General features: G+C 70.9%; 16 protein-coding genes and 3 pseudogenes. 11 read left to right on the top strand and 8 right to left on the bottom strand.

Annotation, left to right across the window (positions count from 1 at the left end):
* Positions 1-38 precede the first annotated feature (38 nt).
* Positions 39-134, bottom strand: a pseudogene (locus ACFY4A_RS36695) (hypothetical protein); the annotation flags it as partial.
* 347 nt (positions 135-481) lie between these two features.
* Between ACFY4A_RS36695 and ACFY4A_RS36690 the strand changes: the two are divergent.
* Positions 482-775, top strand: coding sequence for a hypothetical protein (locus ACFY4A_RS36690; protein ID WP_390833650.1), 294 nt, complete (start codon positions 482-484; stop codon positions 773-775).
* A 671-nt stretch (positions 776-1446) separates the two neighbouring features.
* Here the strand turns inward: ACFY4A_RS36690 and ACFY4A_RS36685 are convergent.
* Positions 1447-1914, bottom strand: coding sequence for a GNAT family N-acetyltransferase (locus ACFY4A_RS36685; RefSeq protein WP_390833649.1), 468 nt, complete (start codon positions 1912-1914; stop codon positions 1447-1449).
* A 168-nt stretch (positions 1915-2082) separates the two neighbouring features.
* Here ACFY4A_RS36685 and ACFY4A_RS36680 point away from each other — a divergent pair, with 168 nt between their 5' ends.
* The gene (locus ACFY4A_RS36680) at positions 2083-2958 is read left to right on the top strand and encodes a LysR family transcriptional regulator (RefSeq protein ID WP_390833648.1); all 876 of its coding nucleotides are present in this window, start codon (positions 2083-2085) and stop codon (positions 2956-2958) included.
* Positions 2959-3024: 66 nt separating this feature from the next.
* Here ACFY4A_RS36680 and ACFY4A_RS36675 read toward each other — a convergent pair.
* Together ACFY4A_RS36675 and ACFY4A_RS36670 are read right to left on the bottom strand one after the other, a co-directional pair.
* A pseudogene (locus tag ACFY4A_RS36675) lies at positions 3025-3909 on the bottom strand (IS21 family transposase); the annotation flags it as partial.
* Between the two features lie 146 nt (positions 3910-4055).
* The gene (locus ACFY4A_RS36670; protein WP_390833647.1) at positions 4056-4676 is read right to left on the bottom strand and encodes a transposase; all 621 of its coding nucleotides are present in this window, start codon (positions 4674-4676) and stop codon (positions 4056-4058) included.
* A gap of 600 nt (positions 4677-5276) precedes the next feature.
* Here ACFY4A_RS36670 and ACFY4A_RS36665 point away from each other — a divergent pair.
* The 5 genes from ACFY4A_RS36665 (at position 5277) to ACFY4A_RS36645 (ending at position 13039) form a co-directional block, all read left to right on the top strand.
* Complete coding sequence (locus tag ACFY4A_RS36665; protein ID WP_390833646.1) at positions 5277-7475, top strand: plasmid pRiA4b ORF-3 family protein; 2199 nt, start codon at positions 5277-5279, stop codon at positions 7473-7475.
* Positions 7472-10408 (top strand): DEAD/DEAH box helicase, encoded by a 2937-nt coding sequence (locus tag ACFY4A_RS36660; protein WP_390833645.1) that lies wholly within the window; start codon positions 7472-7474, stop codon positions 10406-10408. Before ACFY4A_RS36665 ends, ACFY4A_RS36660 begins: the two co-directional genes overlap by 4 nt.
* Positions 10405-11679: an SWIM zinc finger family protein gene (locus ACFY4A_RS36655; RefSeq protein WP_390833644.1), complete on the top strand. Its 1275-nt coding sequence runs from the start codon at positions 10405-10407 to the stop codon at positions 11677-11679. Before ACFY4A_RS36660 ends, ACFY4A_RS36655 begins: the two co-directional genes overlap by 4 nt.
* 767 nt (positions 11680-12446) lie before the next feature.
* The gene (locus ACFY4A_RS36650; protein ID WP_390833643.1) at positions 12447-12887 is read left to right on the top strand and encodes a VOC family protein; all 441 of its coding nucleotides are present in this window, start codon (positions 12447-12449) and stop codon (positions 12885-12887) included.
* 17 nt (positions 12888-12904) lie between these two features.
* Positions 12905-13039, top strand: a complete 135-nt coding sequence (locus ACFY4A_RS36645; RefSeq protein WP_390833642.1) for a hypothetical protein — start codon at positions 12905-12907, stop codon at positions 13037-13039.
* Positions 13040-13291: 252 nt separating this feature from the next.
* Here ACFY4A_RS36645 and ACFY4A_RS36640 read toward each other — a convergent pair whose 3' ends face one another.
* Both ACFY4A_RS36640 and ACFY4A_RS36635 read right to left on the bottom strand, forming a co-directional pair.
* Positions 13292-13495 (bottom strand): hypothetical protein, encoded by a 204-nt coding sequence (locus ACFY4A_RS36640; RefSeq protein ID WP_390833641.1) that lies wholly within the window; start codon positions 13493-13495, stop codon positions 13292-13294.
* A 416-nt stretch (positions 13496-13911) separates the two neighbouring features.
* Positions 13912-15267 (bottom strand): tetratricopeptide repeat protein, encoded by a 1356-nt coding sequence (locus tag ACFY4A_RS36635; protein WP_390833640.1) that lies wholly within the window; start codon positions 15265-15267, stop codon positions 13912-13914.
* Between the two features lie 91 nt (positions 15268-15358).
* On the opposite strand from ACFY4A_RS36635, the pseudogene ACFY4A_RS36630 reads away from it, so the two are divergent.
* Positions 15359-15649, top strand: a pseudogene (locus tag ACFY4A_RS36630) (hypothetical protein); the annotation flags it as partial.
* Between the two features lie 25 nt (positions 15650-15674).
* The gene (locus ACFY4A_RS36625) at positions 15675-15893 is read left to right on the top strand and encodes a hypothetical protein (RefSeq protein WP_390833639.1); all 219 of its coding nucleotides are present in this window, start codon (positions 15675-15677) and stop codon (positions 15891-15893) included.
* 163 nt (positions 15894-16056) lie between these two features.
* On the opposite strand, the gene ACFY4A_RS36620 is transcribed toward ACFY4A_RS36625, so the two are convergent.
* Complete coding sequence (locus ACFY4A_RS36620) at positions 16057-16182, bottom strand: hypothetical protein (RefSeq protein WP_390833638.1); 126 nt, start codon at positions 16180-16182, stop codon at positions 16057-16059.
* 204 nt (positions 16183-16386) lie between these two features.
* Here ACFY4A_RS36620 and ACFY4A_RS36615 point away from each other — a divergent pair, with 204 nt between their 5' ends.
* Entirely contained in the window at positions 16387-18090 is a 1704-nt protein-coding gene (locus tag ACFY4A_RS36615; RefSeq protein ID WP_390833637.1) for an amidohydrolase, read from the top strand.
* 31 nt (positions 18091-18121) lie between these two features.
* On the top strand, positions 18122-18910 hold the full coding sequence (locus ACFY4A_RS36610; protein WP_390833636.1) for a response regulator transcription factor: 789 nt from the start codon (positions 18122-18124) through the stop codon (positions 18908-18910).
* Positions 18911-19110: 200 nt separating this feature from the next.
* On the opposite strand, the gene ACFY4A_RS36605 is transcribed toward ACFY4A_RS36610, so the two are convergent.
* A complete protein-coding gene (locus ACFY4A_RS36605) occupies positions 19111-19431 on the bottom strand; it encodes a hypothetical protein (protein ID WP_390833635.1) in 321 nt (106 codons plus the stop codon).
* Positions 19432-19817: the final 386 nt, after the last annotated feature.

Raw genomic sequence — 19817 nt, 5'->3', positions numbered from 1 at the left:
CCTCACTGGAGCAGATGGCTGTTGTCAGTGGCCGCTGCGATGTAGGGCTGCATGAGTTTGCCGTCGTTGGCCAGTGCCGCGGTGACCATGGCCATCTGCATTGGCTGGACGCCGTGACCAGCAGGCGCCTGACCGAGCTCCGTCCGGGCCTGCTCCGCGGTCGGGCGCCGACATCAGCGGGGAATCCGACGACGGGGAGGGCATCGCCACCATCCTGCAGGGCAGAGACGCCATCGCACCCGGGAAGGGCGCCGCGGCCTTCACGACGGATGACCTCAGGAATGTCGGTGCCTGGTACAAGGGCGGTTCCGGCTACTGGGCCACTGACCCCGACTCCCAGGCATACGGGGGAGGATCGTGACCAACCAGTCCATGTTGTCGGGCCTGCTCGGATAGGTCCCGGCTGCATCAGGGGTGTGCCGGGCGCCGGTTCCGGTGCCTGCACACCCCCACCAGGCAGTTCATCCAGAACGGAGTGAGAGTGATAGTCACAAACCAGAAGGCGGGCCTGTGGGTGCGGGGAATCCTCGCAGCCGGTCTGTACATCGTTGCGGCCGCCATGCTGGCGTTGAGCCTTCCGGCGGTGGGCGTCGAGACGACGCCGACGAGTGACCCCGATACGGCGGCGGGGGCCTTCTTCTGCCTGGTCCTGTCCGCGTTGTTCCTCGCCGCCACCGCGGCGGTCTCCTTCAGGTGGACGGCGGCCCGCGCCCTGTGCCTGCTCCACCTGATCCTCATGGTGATCGTTTGGACTCAGGTGCCGAGCCCGTTCTGACTTCCCTCTGGACACGTGATGGACGTGCGCATACGTCGTGGACGTGACGGTGGTCGCGTCGGTCGTCTCGGCCCTCGCGATCACCCGCGTGTCCTGGCCCCCCTCCGGACTTCTGGCCGGGGGCGGCGGGCCCCAGCGGCAACCCGACCAGCCGGGTCGAGTACGACGGCCACATGATCTGTTCCGAGCCGGGCGTCTGCGGCAGCGACGCGTTCGTCGACAACTACTACGAGGACCGCGTGGCCGACAAGTTGGTGCAACCGGGGGAGGGTGAGTTCTACGAGAACGGCTGACTATCGGATGGGCCGGATGAGGGCTGCGGCCGAGGTGGTCTCCCAGACGCTTGCAGACGGTAGGCGCAGGGCGGTGCCGGGTTCCGTGTACGTGACGACAAAGCCTGCCGTAGCGAGTCGGAATCCATGGAGCAACAGGAGGCCCCGATGCCACAGTCTTCCGTGCCGATGGCCGGGCGGTCCAAATCGGCTGCTCCATCGTGTGAACCGCCACCCCTACGCCCGACCAGGCAAAACGCGGTCCTCAAACCCGGAAAGACAACAGCTTCTAACGCCTCCTGCCCGCCGACATGGCAGAGGTTCCGCGTGCGCGGGGGAACCGGCCGCTCGTGAAGGCAGCCGCGGTGCGGGGCAGATTGCGAGCTCCGGACCGGGGCGTCACTTCAGTTCCATGAGGATGTCGGCGCGGGCGTAGTAGTCGGCCACCGGGAGACGGTTGCGGGTGATCCTCACGAACCCGGCTTCCTCGTACAAGTGGATGGCGGGAGCCAGCTTGCTGTTCGTGCCGAGGAACAGTCGAGCCGCACCAAGTGCCTGGGCACGGTCGATCACTGCGGCGATGAGCTGGCGGCCGATGCCGCGTCCCTGCGCGGCAGGGGCCACAGCCATCTTCGCCAGCTCGAACACGGCGTCCGGATAAGCCAAAAGCGCGACGCACCCGACAACGGCGCCGCTGCCCTGCTCGCGCGCCAGGAGCACATCACCGCCCGGGCCCACAATGCGGCCGAACGGATCTCCGAGAACCGCCCGGTCCTCTTCCTGCAGGGTGAACAAGCGGGAGATCCACTCCTCGTTCAACGCGCGGAACGCGTCGGCATCATTTTGTGAGGCGATCGAGGAGACCACGGTGGGAGCAGAGGTGTATGGCATGAGGCGGGTTTCCCTTCGCGTGTAGCTCCCCGCTAGCCTCCGGCCCCACTTACCCATATGTCCAATACAAGCAGTGGCCTCCATCAATAAGCTTGAACTATGGATCAGAGAATCGAGCTCCGCCACCTGCGGTACTTTCTGGCTGTGGCCGAGGAACTCCACTTCGGCCGTGCCGCCCAGCGGCTGAACATCGCTCAGCCCGCCCTGTCCCAGCAGATCAGGCAGCTCGAGAAGATCGTCGGCGTTGAGCTGTTCCGCCGGACCTCTCGAAGCGTCCGCCTCACAGACGCGGGAGCGACGTTCCAGTCACGGGCGAGGGACCTTCTGGGCCGTCTGGCGGCCGACCTCGACGAGGCCGGCCGTGTCGGGCGCGGCGAGGCCGGCCGTCTGGATGTCGCCTTCATCACCTCCGCCACCGCGATCGTCGGCGAACGGCTTCGTGAATTCTCCCGCTGCCGCCCAGACGTCCAGGTCAAACTGCACGACGGCTTCACCGTCGATGTCCTGGCGGCCCTGGAGCGGGGCACGGCCGACATCGGGATCGTGCGGGATGCCGAGAAGCGAGACGACATCGACCTTTCCCTGCTGACAACGGAACGGTTCGTCGCCGTCGTCCCCACAGACCACCCCGCCGCAAGGGCTGATCATGTGAAAGCAACGGCGCTGGCCGCTGACCCGCTGATCCTGTTCCCGCCTTCAGCGGGAGCCCAGGCGTTCGACGTGAACACACAGCCGTTGCGGGACGCCGGCATCGACGTCCAGGTCGCGCAAGAGTGCTCGAACTGGCACACCATCATCATGTTCGTTGCCGCTGGCCTTGGCGTCACCATCGCCCCCTACAGCATCACGACACTGCTCCCCGCAGGCGCCCAACGTCTTGAACTCGACGGACCTCCCACAATGAGCCGGATCTTCATGGCCACCCGCCGAGGAGACGACCGTCCCCTCGTACAAGCCTTCATCGCAGCGTCTGAGTCCGTGACAGGTCGTGGCCACGACCGGACGACGAGAGCACGTTGACCTGCCGAGCGTGCGCCTCCAAGTGCAAGGGCCGCTTGAAGGCGTACCGTGCGTAACCTCATCCGCCTCGCCGTGGGGGGCATGGGTGCGGGCTCTGCGCAGGGGCACCCAGGCGGTGAACGCGGCGTCCGTCTCCTCCAGCGAAGAGAACGCCCGCCCTGCCGCGACATGATCACGCAGGATCGCCGTCTGCCGTTCGGCCCGGCCGTTGCCGGTGGGTCGGTAGGGGGCCGGGATGTCGGTGTCGGTAGTGCCTGGCGAAGGCGACCGCCTCGGGGTGTAGAGGCACCGCGTTGCCCGGCGCGAGAGGATGGCGGACCACGGTCTTGGTCCGGTCGTAGATGATCGCGGCCGGGACGCCGCCGAAATGCTCGAGTGCCCGTCGGTGGCAGGCGGAGAGTGACCCGGGATCCTGGCTGGTGGTGAAGCTGCAGAACGGATCAGGGGAGTTCGGCAGCGCCATGTGGAAGGAATAGGCCTTCTCGATGCCGATGTGCGCGAGGATCTTGCCCTCGTCGCCTCAGTCAACTTGGGCCTGGGCCCCGGGGATGGCCTCGAAACGGCGGTGCAGCCGACGCAGTTCGTCCGTCCCGATGCCCAGTTCGGCCGTGATGCGGGGCCGGGCCTGTTGCGGATAGAGCTTGATGCGCTGGTAGTTGCCGGCGATGCCGTACTGCTCGACCAGACGCTCATGCACCACCGTGCCCTTGATCAGCAGTTCTGTCCGCAGCATCGCGTCGATCAGCGGCGCCATCTCGGTCACCGCCCGCGCCTGCGTTCCCTGGCGGCTGCTGCCCTGCGGCGGGCCCGGCGGAGCCTGCGAGGAGAGGTACTTGCGCACGGTCTGCCGGTGCAGACCCGTCTCCCGGGCGGTCTCCGAGACGCTCATCGCACCAACGCATGCAGAGCGCGAAAACGCCGCAAGCGTTTATTCGTGTTGCCTTCAATGATTCCTGCGATGCGAGTCTGGCCTGCCCCGAAGGACCTCAACGGCGGGGATCTGCCGAAGCCAGCCCGGGGCAGCGGGGCTGAAAACGGCCTCAAGGACGGTGAAGCCGTCCCGGCCGACCTGCTCAGCCCACGTGGTGCGGACGTTGTCACCCTTGGGGAAAGCGGTAGGAGTCGATCCGGGCCCCGTAGCGCTCGACCCAGTCGGCCGTGACCTGGCCTGCCAGCCACTGCGGAGCAGCCGCGGCCAGGGCCTCCAGTGCCGCACGCAGGCTCTCGCCGACGAACTCCATCCGGTTCAACACCCGCACCGATGCCAGAACGTGGGTGGAGTCCGTCCGCTGCCGGCCGCCTGCCCGCAGCAGCCCCAGACCGCAGATCCGCTCCAGGACCAGGTCCAGGACCCTCTCCTCCAGGCCGTGCTTGATCAGCCGGACGCGGAAATCACCAAGGACCGTGAAGTCGAACCCCGGATCATCCAGTTCCAGGCCCAGCAGGAACTTCCAGTCCATCCGGGCCCGCACCTGATCAGCGGCCTGCCGGTCGCTGAGCCCCTCCGCGTGCTGCAGCACCGAGACCAACGCCAGCGCCCCGGGCGAGACCGCCGGGCGCCCCCGCACGGGAAACGCCTCGGCGAAGGACGCGTCCCCGAACAGCGGGCCCAGTGCCTCACGGACACGGATCGCCAGTGTTCCCTTCAGGAACGAGGCACGCACCACCCGCGCCGTCAGCTCCCGCACCCCGACATCGCGCCGCGACTCCAGCGACACCCGACCCCTTTGACCGACGACAAACCGATCCTGACAGCACAGGCCATCCGCCATCACCAGTTTGCGGATTTCCCAACGGAGTCGTTTACGGCCGAGTAGTTGACGACAGCATCACGAAGCCGACCGGCTCGTCGCCACGATACACGGCGCGGTACCAAGGATTGGCCTCCGGCGTCTTCGCCGCCTCCTTGAGCGACTTGGACACGGGGGCGACGAACTGCTCTTGGCGTGGGAACTGCTCGCCGCCGACGTGCAGTTGGTCGCTGGCAACGGCGGCAAGGCCTCTTCAGGGGAGTTCACTACGCGCCCTCGACGGTCACCGTCACCTCGTAGAACCCGGCTGCTGCGGGTACTCTACGTCGTCCGGCCGATGCCGGTTGCCGCGCGCCCTCCTTGCCGCACAGCGGGACACCCCGCGGCACGGTAGGCCTAAGCACATGGTGCGGGCTGCGCGCAAGTCGGCCGGGCGGGATTCAACCGGGCGGCAGGTCCGGCGGTCCAAGGCTGCGAGAATGGCCGGGTCAGCCATTCGGCGTACAGCGGCGGGCGCGCGGCGCGCGGCTGCGCGTATGCCTACGACAAGTGGGAAGCCCTCAGCCCATGACCGCCCAGCGCAGCTCCGGCAAGCACACGTCCTCCGTCCACGAGCTGAAGGTCCGGCTGGAGGGGACGAAACCGCCGATGTGGCGACGCCTTGTGGTGCCCTCGGATGTTTCGCTGGGCTCGCTGCATGACGTGCTCCAAGTGGCGTTCGGCTGGCGGGACGCACACCTGCACGCCTTCGAGGACCGCTCGGGCGGGCGATACGCCCCACCGGACGACTTCGGCGTTGCTGCCTTCGACGAGGAGAAGGCCGCCCTCGCGGACGTCCTGCCGCGCACCGCCGATCGCATGGACTGTACCTACGACTTCGGCGACGACTGGTTGCACCGGATCACGGTGGAGGAGGTACGCCCCGCCGTGAAGGGCGAGGGGGAGTTCGCGCTGTGCACGGGCGGGCGGCGCGCCATGCCCGCCGCCGAGGACCTCGGCGGCGTGTGGGGCCTGGCCGAGCTGCTGCAGCGATACGAGGCAGGGGAGCGCCCGCGTGCCACGGTCGTCCGGCACGGCGGCGAGGAGTGGGTGGAGTACAACGGACCGCACGACGAGGTGCTGGCCCGCCTGTACGAGGAGGACTTCGACCCGTCCGCCTTCGGCCCCGCCGAGGTCACCCGGGCACTCGCTGAGGTCCGGCTGAGGCGGGCGGCGGGCACGCGAGGGGCGGGCCGCGGCGAACGGAGCGGGCGGCGGGTGACCGCGGGAATGTACCTGTGCGATTGCGGCGGCCTGCATCCGCTGCCTGGCGATGTCGGCGACAGTCCGGCTGAACAGCAGTCGCTGTCCGACCTCTTCGACGCCGCGGCCGTGCGGCTGCCGGCCGTGCGGCTGCCCGGTGAGTCGGAACTGGCTGGTGCGGTGCGCGAGGTGCCCGTCTTCATGGCAGCGATGCGACTGGGACACTGGTGCGGCAGAGGCCGGGAGCTGACCCAGAAGGGGTTGCTGCGGCCGAAGCTGGCCCGGCAGGCCGTGGAGGAGGCCGAGCTGTGGCGCATCGACCCCGCGGAATGGGGCGATCCGAAGGATCGGACCGCGCGGTTGGCAAGCATGCGCAGCGCGGGCGACATAGAGCTGGTGGACCTCCCCTGGGAATGGGCGCTGAACTGCGGCTTCGTCGACGTGGAGGGCAACCGCGCGTACGCCGGCGAGGAGCTGCCGGACGGCGACGCGGAGCTGCTGGCTGCCTGGCAGAGCGCGGTGGCAGGCGCGGCGGTCGAGATCTCCCTGACGTTTCCCGCGCTGGAGGGGCCACTGGGCAGGCTGACACCGCCACGGGCGCTGACCGACGAGGCACCGCCACTGGTGTTCCTGATGCTGCTCGCCGCATACGGGTTGCCGGACGGGGAGTGGCTGGACGTAGGCGACTACCTGAACGGCGGTCTGGAGGGGCTGCCCGAGGGGCCGGCCCGGCAGCTGGTGTCGGCACTCCTCGCCGAGCAGTACGACGGCACCGCCGCAATGCTGGAGCTGTTCGGCGCCGCAGAGTGGGAAGGCGACCGGAATTTCACAGACGGCGCCCTCGCTCTGCTTCTCGACGGCGGTGGGCGCGACCCGCTGCCGGTCGGCCGCTTCCGGCTCACCCCGCTGGGCCGCTCCGGCCTGCGTACGCTGCTGGCAGGAGCGGGCATCCCGGCGCCGGTGATCGGTTCGCTCGCCGGGGCGGACGCCCGCGAGCTGCTGGCCGCGCTCCCCTCGTATCCGGGTGAGGCGGACGCGGCGGTGCAGGTGGTGGACGCCTGCGACGGCACGGAGGCGACCGACGCGCTGCGCCGCCTTGAGGCCCCGCGGGTGCTGGCGTCCGTGCTGGAGGCGGACGAGGCCGGGCGGGCGAAGGCGGTGCTGCGCAAGGCGGCCGTCTCGCAGGTCATGGGTTGCTCGCACGCGGCGGCCTCGATACTGCGCCGGATTGGCGAACCCGCCGAGGGCCAGGCGGCGTGGGGCTTGGAGTGGATGCTCGTGGACGGCGCACTTCCCTTCGCACGCCGCGGTGAACAGGCGCTGCGCGAAAGGCTGTTGGCAGGCCCGGAGGCGGGGCCGCGCCCACTCGACCAGGTGGCCGAGCGGGCCGACGACCTGTGGCGGGCCGGCCACCCCCACGCCGGCGAGGTGCTCGGTGCGTTGGCCGACGCGATCAAGCCCGTCGACAAGGCATTGGCCAAGCGGCTGCGGAAGGCCGCGTTCAAGGTGGGGAGCGCCACGTGAGCCTGCTCGTCCGGGAGATCGGCGCCGCGACCTCGCCCCTCGCCGATCCCTCCGCCGTCGCCTGGGCGCGCGAGCACCTCGCCGCCGGCGCATGGGCAGCCGTGTTCGTGCCGGCTGAGCCGGGACAGCCGGCCAGGCTGGGCCAGCTGGTGTTCTACCGGCCTGCCTCCGAGGCCCGCCGCGTGCCCGCCCAGGCCGCGGCCCCGGAGGCCGTCGGGCGGGTCCGCCTGTCGCTGGTCCTGCCGCACGGCGGCGGGGTGCGCACCCGCACTGTCGAGGGGTGGGCGCTCTCCCCGGACGACGCCCTCGCTCTTCTGCTCGACCTGCCCGCCTCCGGTGTCCATCCCTCGCTCGCCGCGTGGGCGGCCGTCGCCCGCCGTGCCCTGGACCTGCTCGGCGAGGGGCGTCTGTATCCGGCGCTGACCTCCGACACCTACACCACCTGGCGCTTCGGGCCGCCCGGCGCGCGTGGCAAGCGGGACCTGGACGCGCTGGCCGCCGCGCTGCCCCCTTACGCCCACAACCTCCCCGCGCCCGTGGCGGACGACCGGATGGTGCGCATCGCCGAACCGGCCACCTTGGTACGGGAGTTCTGCGATGCTCTCGCCGACACCCTGCCGCGCACCCCGGCAACCGGCTGGGCCGTGCCCGGCAACCCGTACGCCGACCGGGCCACCGCCCTGCATCCGGGCCTGGTCGAGTGGGCGGTCGAGGCCGCCGCCGAGCGGGCCGCGCAGGTGAGTGTGGAACTGAGGGTGGAGCCCCCGGCCGGGCGGCGCCGCGCCTTCCGGGCCGTGCTGCAACTGCGCACCGCGGCCGACCCGTCCCTGGTTCTGGACGCCGCCGAGCTGTGGGCCGACCCGCACCGCGCACAGCGCCTGCTCGGCCCGCACGCCGAGGCCGAGGCGCTGCTCGCGCTGCGCCGCGCAGCCCGCGCCTGGCAGCCGCTGACCCGCCTGCTCGCCGAGGCCGCACCCAGCGCGCTCCGGCTCGACGACGAGGAGGCCATGGACCTGCTGGGGGACGCCACCGGCGCACTGCGCACGGCGGGCGTGCGCGTGCACTGGCCACGCGAGCTGGTCAAGGCCCTTGAGATGCGTGCGGCGATCGGGGCGGCCACCCCTCCCGGCGCGACCGTGGACACTTTGCTCGGCCGCGATGCCCTGCTCGACTTTTCCTGGCATGTGGCGCTCGGCGGCGAGAAGATCACCGAAGCCGAACTCGACCTGCTCGCCGAGGCCCGCCGTCCGCTGGTCAAGCTGCGCGACCAGTGGGTCGTCGCCGATCCGAAGCTGGTGGCCCGCCTCAAGCGGCGGCGCAGCCGTGAACTCGCCCCGGTGGACGCGCTTCAAGCGGCGCTGACCGGGGAGGTGGAGTGGGACGGCGAGCGCGTCGCGGTCGAGGCGGCCGGCACCTTCGGTGAGCTGGTGGCCCGGCTGCGCGACCCCGAGGGCCGTCCTCCCGTCCGGGCGCCGGAGGGCCTGACCGCCACCCTGCGCGGCTACCAGCAGCGGGGCCTTGCCTGGCTGGCGGACATGACCCGCCTCACGCTGGGCGGAGTCCTTGCCGACGACATGGGCCTCGGCAAGACGATCACCCTGCTCGCCCTCCACTTGCACCGGCAGGAACAGCCTGACACCGCCGGCCCCACCCTCGTGGTCTGCCCGGCTTCCCTCCTGGGCAACTGGCAGCGCGAGGCCGCCCGTTTCACCCCCGCCGTCCCCGTGCGCCGCTATCACGGCGGGGAGCGCACCCTCGATCACCTCGCCGGTAACGAACTCGTCCTGGTCACCTACGGCGTGCTGCGCCGCGACCGGGAGCGGCTCGCCGCCGTCGAGTGGTCGCTGGTTGCCGCCGACGAGGCCCAGCACGTCAAGAACCCGTACGCCACCACCGCCCGCGAACTGCGCGCCCTGCCCGCCCGCGCCCGCGTCGCGCTCACCGGCACCCCGGTCGAGAACAACCTCTCCGAGCTGTGGGCACTGCTCGACTGGACCACCCCCGGCCTGCTCGGCCCGCTCGCCGCCTTCCGTGACCGCTTCGCCAGAGCCATCGAGCGCGGCGCGCTGGGCATGGACGACGACGCGGAGACCGCCGAACAGGCCCGGCAGGCCGCCGAGCACCTCACCCGTCTCACCCGCCCGTTCCTGCTGCGCCGCCGCAAGTCCGACCCCGACATCGCCCCCGAGCTCCCGGCCAAGACCGCGATCGACCACCCCGTCGCCCTCACCCGCGAGCAGGCCGCCCTGTACGAGGCGCAGGTGCGCGAGGCGATGGCCCGGATCGAGAAGGCGGACGGCATCGCGCGCCGTGGCTTGGTCCTCAAACTCCTCACCGCGCTCAAACAGATCTGCAACCACCCCGCCCACTACTTGCGCGAGGCCGGCCCGCTGCCCGGCCGCTCCGGCAAGCTGGAACTCCTCGACGAACTGCTCGACACGGTGGTGGCCGAAGGCGACGGCGCCCTGGTCTTCACCCACTACACGCAGATGGGCAAGCTCCTGGAGCGGCACTTCGCCGACCGCGGCGTCCGCGCCCGCTACCTGCATGGCGCCACCGCCGTCCCTCGGCGCGAGGAAATGGTTGCCGCCTTCCAGCAGGGCGAGTTCCCCGTCTTCCTGCTGTCCCTGAAGGCCGCCGGCACCGGCCTCAACCTCACCCGCGCCACCCACGTGATCCACTACGACCGCTGGTGGAACCCCGCCGTCGAGGACCAGGCCACCGACCGCGCCTACCGCATCGGCCAGGACCGCCCCGTCCAGGTCCACCGGCTCACCACGCAGGGCACGGTCGAGGACAAGGTCGCCCGCCTGCTCGGTGCCAAGCGCGCCCTCGCGGACCAGGTCATCGCCTCCGGTGAGGCCGCCCTGACCGAACTCTCCGACACCGACCTCGCCGAACTCGTCGCACTCTCCAAGGAGTTCGAGGCATGACCCCCGCCCGCAAGGCACCCCGTACCGGCAGCCGCGCCTTCGCCGCCACCTGGTGGGGGCAGGCCTGGGTGGACGCCCTGGAGGCCTCCACCCTCGATTCCGGTCGCCTCTCCCGCGGCCGCACCTACGCCCGTAAGGGCATGGTCGGTCCGGTCACCGTCATCCCCGGTGCGCTGCGCGCCGAGGTCGAGGGCAGCGCCCCCCGGCCGTACGACGCCGCGGTGCACCTGCGCGTCCTGACCGACGCCCAGTGGGACACCCTCCTCGACGCCATCGCCGCCCAGGCCGGCCGCACCGCCGCCCTCCTCGACGGCGAGATGCCCGCCGATCTCGTCGACGACGCCCGCACCGCCGACGTCCCCCTGCTGCCCGAGCCGAGCGAACTCGACCCGGAGTGCTCCTGCCCCGACTGGGGCTACCCCTGCAAGCACGCCGCCGCCCTGTGCTACGCCACCGCCGTCCACCTCGATGACGACCCCTTCTGGCTCTTCACCCTCCGCGGCCGCACCAAGGACACCGTCCTGGGCGCGCTGCGCACCCGCCGCCAGATGCTCACCGGCACCGCGTCCACGACCGACGACGCACCTCGCGGCGAGGGCGTTCCCGCCCGCGATGCTTTCGCCGCCTGGAACGGCACCTTCACCCCGCCCACCCCCGAGACGGTCGGTAGCGCGCCCGGCGAAACCGATACCACCCTCACCCCGCTCACCACGGTGCCGCCACCCGGCACCCCCTTGACCCTCGACGATCTCGAAGCGCTGACCCGCGACACCGCCCAGCGCGCCCGCAGCCTCGCCGCCGGACACACCGCCTCGCTCACCTGCGCCCCCGTCGAGGACGCGGTACGCCTCGCCGCGACAGGCATCAGCGAGGACTGGTTCCACCAACTCGTACGCGCCACAGGCCTGGCCCCGCTCGACTTCGCCCGCTTGGTCCGCGCCCTGCACCACGGCGGACCCGCCGGCCTCGCCGTCGCCCGCGCGCCCCTCGCCCCCGACCCCGCCGCCATGGCCGCCGCCCGTTCCGCCCTCTCGGACCCCGACAGCGACGACGATATGGACGCCGCCGGCACGGTCCGGCTGCGCGTCTGGCGCAACCGCCTCACCGCCGACAACGAAGGCATCCAGATCCGCCTCGGTCCCGACAACCGCTGGCACCCCTACACCCGCGAAGGCCGAGGCACCGCCGCCGACTGGTGGCCCTGCGCCCCCGCCACGGCCGACCCCGTCGCCGCTCTCGTCGCAGCCCGCACCGCCGCCACGCGGAACTGACGGATCAAGCTGGCCGGGGCACCCGGCCCGCTCCGGTCGACGAGGAGACCGGGGTGTGGGCGGCCCCTGACCAGGGCGCGGGCGGGGCCGCCCAGTCCCTGCCGTCCTGTCACAGAGCAGGGGCATCTTTGACGTCAGAGCGCGGCGCCAGTCGGAGTCCTGTCCGGTGGGTCGTCCGAGTGAGCTCCGGCCCTCCGGCCTGACGCACGGTCGGCCCCATTTCCACGGAAAGCGCCACGGTCACGCCCTCCGAAGAAGCGACGGGCCTGCCTTTCCCGCGTGCGGGGATCAGCGTGCATCAGGCCGTGGCGGGGATGGACGCCGGTGCTCAGGCCACGGCGCTACGGACGGGGCCACCAACTCGGGCCCGCCAGGGGTCAGCAGCTCGTGCCGGGCGGCGGCGGGCAGGGGTGTGGCGCGGCGAGGGCGAGCGGCACGGGGAACTCCACCCGCCAAGGGTGACCCGGCACCGTACATTGATTGGCGAGGTGCAAGGCTCAAGCGCGCAACGTTGCGAATCGTCGAGGAAGCCTTGAAAAGCGGAGACGGCACGCTGCGGCTGATCGTCTTCATGGGAGCGGCCACCTGTGCGGCACTCACCCTCGGTGGCGGCGCCTGGCTCGCGGGTCTGCTGTAGCGGTGCTGAGGCGCGATCCAGATTTTTCGGAGTTCTCAGCGGTCTACGGATGTCGAGAACGTGTCACCGGCTCCGTCCCAGGGGCATCAGCGGCCACCACCGGCCGCACGCGGAAGAGGGAGAAACCAGCATGGCGATTCAGCGGATGGACAATGTCGGTATCGTCGTCGGGGACATGGATGCCGCCATCGCGTTCTTCGTGGAACTCGGTATGGAGCTGGAGGGCAGGGCGGAGGTCGAGGGCCTCTTCGCCGACCAGTGCACCGGACTCGACGGCGTTCGCTGTGACATCGCGATGCTCCGGACCCCGGACGGTCACAGCCGGCTCGAGCTGTCGAAGTACCGCAGCCCCGCGGTGATCAGCGCCGGGCCGCGCAACCGGCCGCACAACATTCTGGGCACGCACCGCGTCATGTTCGCCGTCGACGACCTCGAGGACACCGTTGCCCGCCTGCGCCCTCACGGCGCCGAACTCGTCGGCGAGATCGCCCGGTTCGAGGACAGCTATCTGCTCTGCTACCTCCGCGGCCCGGAGGGCATCATCGTCGGACTGGCCGAGCAACTGCGCTGAGAAGGCGGAACCGAACCATGGGGCCGAACGAGATCATCGAGGTTCTGAACCGCCCCATCAGCCAGGAGCTGCTGGCCCGTGACGTGACCCGCCTGGCCCACGTCGCCAAGGACGGAACCCCGCGCAGCGTCAGGAACGCGAGAGACCGGTAGCCGTCTGCCTTCTGCTGCCAGAGCGGATCCGGAACCTCGCCGGGGCGCGGCAGTGTGTCTCGGGCCTGCGCCAGCATCGGCTCGATCGGTGGTGTCAGCACATGGCCACCCTCTCGCACAGGCTCCTGAAACGACGGCACCAGTAGGTGAGACACATCTGAGTGTCTGGAGAACCGTAGTTCTTCGGATCTCTCGCGAACCCAGACACGGCCCGCAGTCTCCCACCGTTGCCCTGGGCGGGACAGCCCGTCGTCAGCCGAACGAGGGACTACGGCTGGGCAGGGAGCAGGGTGAGGCGGACGCTGCGGCCCTCCAGGTGGAAGCTGAACGGCGCCACGGTCTCCGGGCCACGTTCTCGACCAGCCATGTGTCGTCGCCGTCCTGGCCGCAGCGCACGTACAGCGTGCCGTCGACCTCCAGGAGGAGCAGGGCGCGCTCGCCGCCTGGCACATCCAACGCCGTCTCTCCGCACCCTGGCAAGAGCGGAACCAGAGCGCCGCCGAGCTCCTCCGCGGTGCTGTCCGCCTACTCCGCCCGCCGTGTGCGCCAGCAGGTCGACTTCGGCCGCGACCAAGTCGTACAGCGACACTCCGGCCAGGTCGGCGTACAAGGACAGTACCCGGCCGTGCTGGGTGCGGCGGCGCCAGAGAGATGTCAGGAAGAGGCGTGCAGCTCGGACCTCAGCACGCAGTGCTCCCAGTGCACTTGGCGGAAGACGGCTGTCACGCTCCAGGACCGTGGCTTCGCGCGATCCGACGCCACCGAGCCGGGGATGTCCGCGCTCAGCGAGACGCTCGACGCGCAGCGGCAACCGGTCGGCCACCCGGAAGCGCGGCGGGCCGTCCGGCCCAAGGGTTGTGCCGGGCAGAACCTCAGAACGAGGGCTCGTCGTGCCAGGAGTCGACCGGTGCCCCGGCGGGCGAGCGGGGGCTGGCTTGCTGGAGGACGGCCAGGGCGTCCTCGACGCGGCCGAGGCCGATCAGGTGGCCAGCGAGGTCGTGGCGGTTGGCCGGGGAGTGCTGTTCGAGGACGGCGATGGCCTCCTCGATCCGTCCAGCGGCGGCGAGCAACTCAGCGATGTGCGGCGCCGCGTATGAGGTGGAGCCCTCGGGGTGGGCCCGGGCCCGCTCGACCGCTTCATCAACGCGGCCGCAGGCGGCCATCAACGGCAGCCGCATCCAGAACAGATCCCACTCTTCCTCGCCGCCGCGGCGTGCGGCCAGAGCATCGAGGTGGGCCAGGCCGTCCTCGGGGCGGTTCTGGTCCACGCACAGAGTGCTCCAGGTATGGAGGATCCAGTCGTCGCCGCTTCGGGAGTCGGCCAGCGCGCGCATCACGTTGATCGCCTCGTCGCCCTGGCCGTGCCGGGCCAGGAGGTGCGCGAGCAGCACATCCGTGTTGGGCCGGTGGACAGCTGATGCGCCGGCCTGCTGGTACACCGCGATCGCGCCTTCCACGTCGCCGCGTTCCTCCAGCAGCTCCGCGAGCCTCTGCGCAGCGTGCCCGAGAGCATCTGCCGCCGCGTAGGCACGCAGTTCTGCGATCCTTTCGTGCCGGGCGAGCAGGTCGGCCAGTTGGTCACGGTTGTTGAGCGAGCTGCCGTTGCGGGTGCGCAGCAGGGCTATCGCCTCGTCGACGTGGCCCCGGCGCTCGCGGATCGTGGCGAGCAAGCCGATTGCCAGGTCGGGGTCCAGAGCGCGGCAGCACCACGGAGAGTCGCACCGGTGCTCGGCCGGGATTCGGGCAGCGAGCAGCACGTCGGCCTCCTCGTCGCGGCCAGCGCCCGCAGAGACATCGACCAAGGCCCTGGCGAGAGACCAGTCGTCAATGTGCGGCCGCAGCAAGGTGAACGCCTCGTCACTGCGTCCGTGGCGGGCGAGCAGCCGGGCGTAGAACTCCAGCGCCATCGGGTGCCCCACCTCCATCCGGACGCGGGTGAGCGCGATTGCTTCCTCGGCCCGGCCCCAGAGCTCCAGCAGCTCGGCGGTGGCCTTGATGGCCGTCCACCAGCCGGTCGCGAGGTACGGGTCGAGCAGCGCCAGCGCCTCGGCCTGCCGGTCCTGCTCGCCGAGCAGCCGCGCCCACTCCCGCGCGCAGAACCACTCTCCACGGCGGGCCCAGCACTCCACCACCTCGGCATGGCCGAGTTCGAGAAGCCGGGAGACCAGATGCGGAGGAATGCAGCCTGTCTGCGTCCGGGCCCGGTAGTCAAGATCAGTAGCGTCCACGGTGACGCACCCTAGCCTCTGCCTCCGACACCGCACCGGTAGTACTGCCAGACCGGAATATCGAGCCTTGAAATTACGCTCCCCGCCAGTCGGGGCGAACACATGGACGCAGGAGAAGCGGAAAGCGTTTGCGAACGGCCTGACGCACCCGCAGCTGCTGGCCGTCTCCGCCGCATCAAACCGGTCGAAAGGTGACCAGGGCCCGGACGAGTGACAGCCGCCGTCCAAGACCTACTGGTGCACCTACGCCCGGGCCTGGGTATCGGTGAAGTCCAGCTATGAGCTGTCGGTGACCGACACCGAGGAGGCCACGCTGACCGAGATGCTGGGTACCTGCCCTCACGAACGCACACCCCTCACAGCCGGAACGGCTCGTCAGTGAGGTGAAAGCCGGGCCCGGCGGCGCGATGACCGACGAGGTCGGCGTCATCACCGGTGACCTCGCCATTGCCGCCCGTCTCCTGCCGGACGGGCGCGCCAGCATCGCCATCCAGTACACCGACGCCGACGAGTGGTACACCCTCACAGGCAGCCCTGTATCACTGCCACCAGCCGACTTGGCCGCACCGCACGAGCAGACTTTGGCACAGGTCCGACGCGGCGGCGGCGCTGACGCCCCGCGCTGAACGGAACGGGCTGCGCGTTCTTCCGGGCGTGGCGCTGTTGAAGATGCCGCCACCGGCCTTTACACAGCGGCAAGTTGGAGGAATTCCGGTACGCCCTGGGTTTCCGGGATGCGGTCAGCGGATTCTGAATCGCGGAAGCAGTTGGGTCCCGGCCGTGAGCGCGTCAAGGCTCGCCGGCACGCGTGGACTGCCGCAGGACGATGCCTCCGGCCAGCACGACACCGGCCGGCACCATCAGCACCGCAGGCGTCGCCGCCCAGCCCGCTCCGGAGACCGTGACCGCGACCACGGGCGGACCGTCAGGGACGGGCAGGTCGCGAACCGTCCGGTTGGCGTGGTGATGGCCGTGACCGTAGACGGCACCCGCGTCATCCCACTGCGGGAGCGTGTATCGGTGAAATGACCGATAGACGGGAGGTGGGGGCGTGGTCATAGTCCTCGGGAGATCGTTCGCGGGTGGCCGTGGTGCGCCCAGTTATCGGAAGGACCTTCTGTGGACACGTATGCGGATCTGGTGTTTCTTGGCGGGCGGGTGGTCACGGTCGATGCGGAGTTCTCCGTCGCCTCGGCCCTGGCGGTGACCGGTGGGATCATCAGTGCCGTCGGTGGGCGAGACGACGTCGCGCCGCTCGTCGGACCCGGCACCCGCGTCGTCGACCTGCGGGGGGCGACCCTGCTTCCCGGTATCAACGATTCCCATCTGCACGGATGTGCCTTCGGCATGGCGACGCCGCCGCTCTCCCTCGACCTCGGCCATCCCGCCGTGTCCTCCCTCGCGGACGTGGCCGAGGCGGTACAGGAGGCCGTCGGGCGGGTTCCAGGCGGGCAGTGGATCACGGGGCACGGCTGGGACACCGGTTACCTCGACGAGTGCCTCTGTGATCCGTCGCGGCTGCCCTCGCGGCGCGACCTCGACGCCGTAAGCCCGGACCACCCCGTCGTCCTGTACTCCTTCTCCGGGCACGCCACCTGGGTCAACTCCAAGGCACTGAAGCTCATCGGGATCGACCGGCACGCCGTCGCGCCGCCCGGCGGGGCCATCGTCATGGACGAAGCCGGGGAGCCGACCGGGCTACTCCACGAGGGGGCCCAGGCCCTCGTCCAGAACGCGCTGCCGCCGCTCAGCCGGCAGGAGCGGACCGACGCGATCAGATCGACCCTCGCCACGCTCGCCCGGCTTGGGGTGACCAGCTACACCGAGCCCGGGCTCGGCCCCGGCGGCGCCGGCATCATGCGGGGCGCGCTCGGCTCGGAGACCCTCGACGTCTACCGCCGGCTGCTGGCCGACGGCGAACTGACCGCCCGCGTCGGCGTCCTGCTCCTACCCACCGGAATGGCGAGCACCGCCAAGGAGTTCGCCCGTACCCTCACCGCCCTCAGCGAGTCCGGCGACGCCGATCCGCGCCGCCTCGCGATCCACGGAGTCAAGATCTTCGCCGACGGCATCGTCCCCAACAAGACGGCCTGGATGAACGAGCCGTACGTCGGCGGCGGCTGCGGCTCCCTGTGCGTCGGCGGCAAGACCGACGCCGAGCGGATCGACGAGATCGATGCCATGATCCGGCATGCCCACACCGCCGGGCACCAGCTCGGCGTCCACGTCACCGGCGACCGGGCCATCGACACCGTCGCGGACGCCTTCGCCGCAGCCATGGCCGAACACCCGCAGCCCGACGCCCGCCACTACATCATCCACGGCGACTTCCTCACCGCCCACAGCATGAAGGTGCTGGCCGCGCACGGCTTCGGCGTCAACATGAACCCCACCATCAAGTGGACCGTCGCCGACATGGAGGAGGAGTTCGTCGGCGCCGAACGGGCCGCGTACGCATGGCCCTACCGCGATGCCATCGACGCCGGCGTGCGGGTCGCGAGCGGGTCCGACGCCCCCGTCACGTACCCGGACTGGCGCCAGGGGGTCGCCACCATGGTGCTGCGCGAGTCGAAGGCCGCCGGCCGGGTCAGCGGCCCCGAGCAGCGCATCGGCCTGGCCGAGGCGATCCGTACGTACACGATCGAAGCGGCCTGGCAGGACTTCGCCGACGACTGGAAGGGCTCTCTGGAGCCGGGCAAGGTCGCCGACCTCTGCGTGCTCGACGGGGATCTGCTCACCGCCGACCCTCACGACATCCCGCAGATGCCCGTCGTCCTCACCGTCGTGGACGGGCAGGTCGTGCACGACACCCTTCGCGATTGACGTATTCCGGGCACATGATCATCCTTGGAGGATGGCAGCGGAGCGGAGCACGGCGGACATCCTGGACGCAGCCGTCCACGTCCGTGAGGCCGCCAAGAGCGCCACGAGCGGCGCGACCGGCGTCGACACGGTCCTGGCGGCGCTGTCGGAGGTGATGGAGTACGACCACGCCTCCCTGGCCTGGTGGGATCCGCTGCGTCGCCGCCACACCACTCTTGCCGGGAGCTACCCGGACGACGCCACGGCCTACATCGAGACCCGCCTCCACCACGACCCGGTGTTCCCCGTGCTCCGCAGCCCGGCCCGAGGCGGTCTCTGGCTCAGGGACGTCCCCGGGCAGCTCCTGGCGGCATCCCCGGGCTTCCAGGAGGTGCTGTGTCCCCTCGGTATCGAGGACGGCGTGGCCCAGTGCCTGTTCGCCGCCGACGGCCGGTACGTGGGCATGCTGAACGTCAGCACCCGCCGGCCGCGGCGCACGCCCGATCCGGCGCGCGCCGTGCTCACCCTGCTCTCCGAGGCGCTCGCCGCGGCCGTCGACACCCGCGCAGGCCCGCCGCCCGAGGAGGTCGCCGCGGCCGACCCCGCCGCGGACGCGCGGCACCCGGACGCGCGGCGGCCTGGCGGACTCTCGCCACGGGAGCTCCAGGTGCTGGCCGAACTGACTGCTGGCCGCACCAACCGGGAGATCGCCGAGCGGCTGTACATCACGCCGCGCACCGTAGGAACCCATATCGAGCACATCCTCGCCAAGCTTGACCTCCCCAACCGCGCGGCCGCCGCCGCCCGAGCCGCCGCCTGGGGAATCGAACCCTCCTGCTGACGCGAGCCCGGCAGCGCAAAACGCTTGGACCGCGGGCGCGCCCCTGCGGACGCTCCGTTTCCTCACCTGCTGGGGCGACAACAGAGGGTTGAGGCAGGACCAGTGTGGTCCCACGCCTGCGGGCTGGCCCATCTCGTACTGCCGTACACGCTGCCCGCACCGTGCTCAACTCGCCAAATCAGATACTCAGTCACACGTATTCACGGGCCGTCGTACAGCGCTCTGGCGGTGGCCCGCTCCTGATTCCGCACCCCGAATCGAGGCCGACGATGACCACGCCCTGGCCGCCCCGGCGCGGCGCCCGCCGCCCGCTCGCCCCGCGCGTCGCCGCGCCCCGCGAGCCGGTCGACCACGCCTGCATCGGCCGCCGCGTCGTGCGCTGCCGCGCGAAGGGCATGGACGCCGGCGCCGTCGCTGCGGCCCTCGAGGACGCCCGGTTCGACACCCGGCAGGACTCGCGGCACGAGGACCTGGCCGACGACGTCCGCGGCCCGAGCGGAGCTCGCGGAGTGGGAGCGCATCGAGCAGCTGCTCGCCGCCGCGCCGGGCACCGTCTACGACCCGGACACCGAAGACGTCGTCCAGGCCGAGCTTGCCGCCGAATCCGCGCCCGCCGCCCGGGAAGCCGACCTGCGCGAAGCCGCCCGGATCGCGGCCCGCGCCGATGAGCTCCAGGCGCTGCGCGAGCTGGGCACGCTGGAGCAGATCGAGCCCCGCGCCGGCGACGAAGCCGTACGCGACGAACTCACCCGCCGCGCCGGGCCGCCCCGGGGCGGCGGTGAGCGTTCGACCCGCAGAAAGCAGCCCCAAAATGTGCTGGTCGTAGGGCTCAACGAATTTCCAGGACAGCGGAGCGCGTGCCATGGGACTGTCGGACGTCGCCCTCAACGAAATTGATTACCTGGAC

The organism is Streptomyces sp. NPDC001292, from assembly GCF_042896465.1.
Classification (GTDB): Bacteria; Actinomycetota; Actinomycetes; order Streptomycetales; family Streptomycetaceae; genus Streptomyces.
The sequence above is the reverse complement of the archived record's forward strand: the minus strand, read 5'-3'. Positions and strand labels throughout refer to the sequence as shown.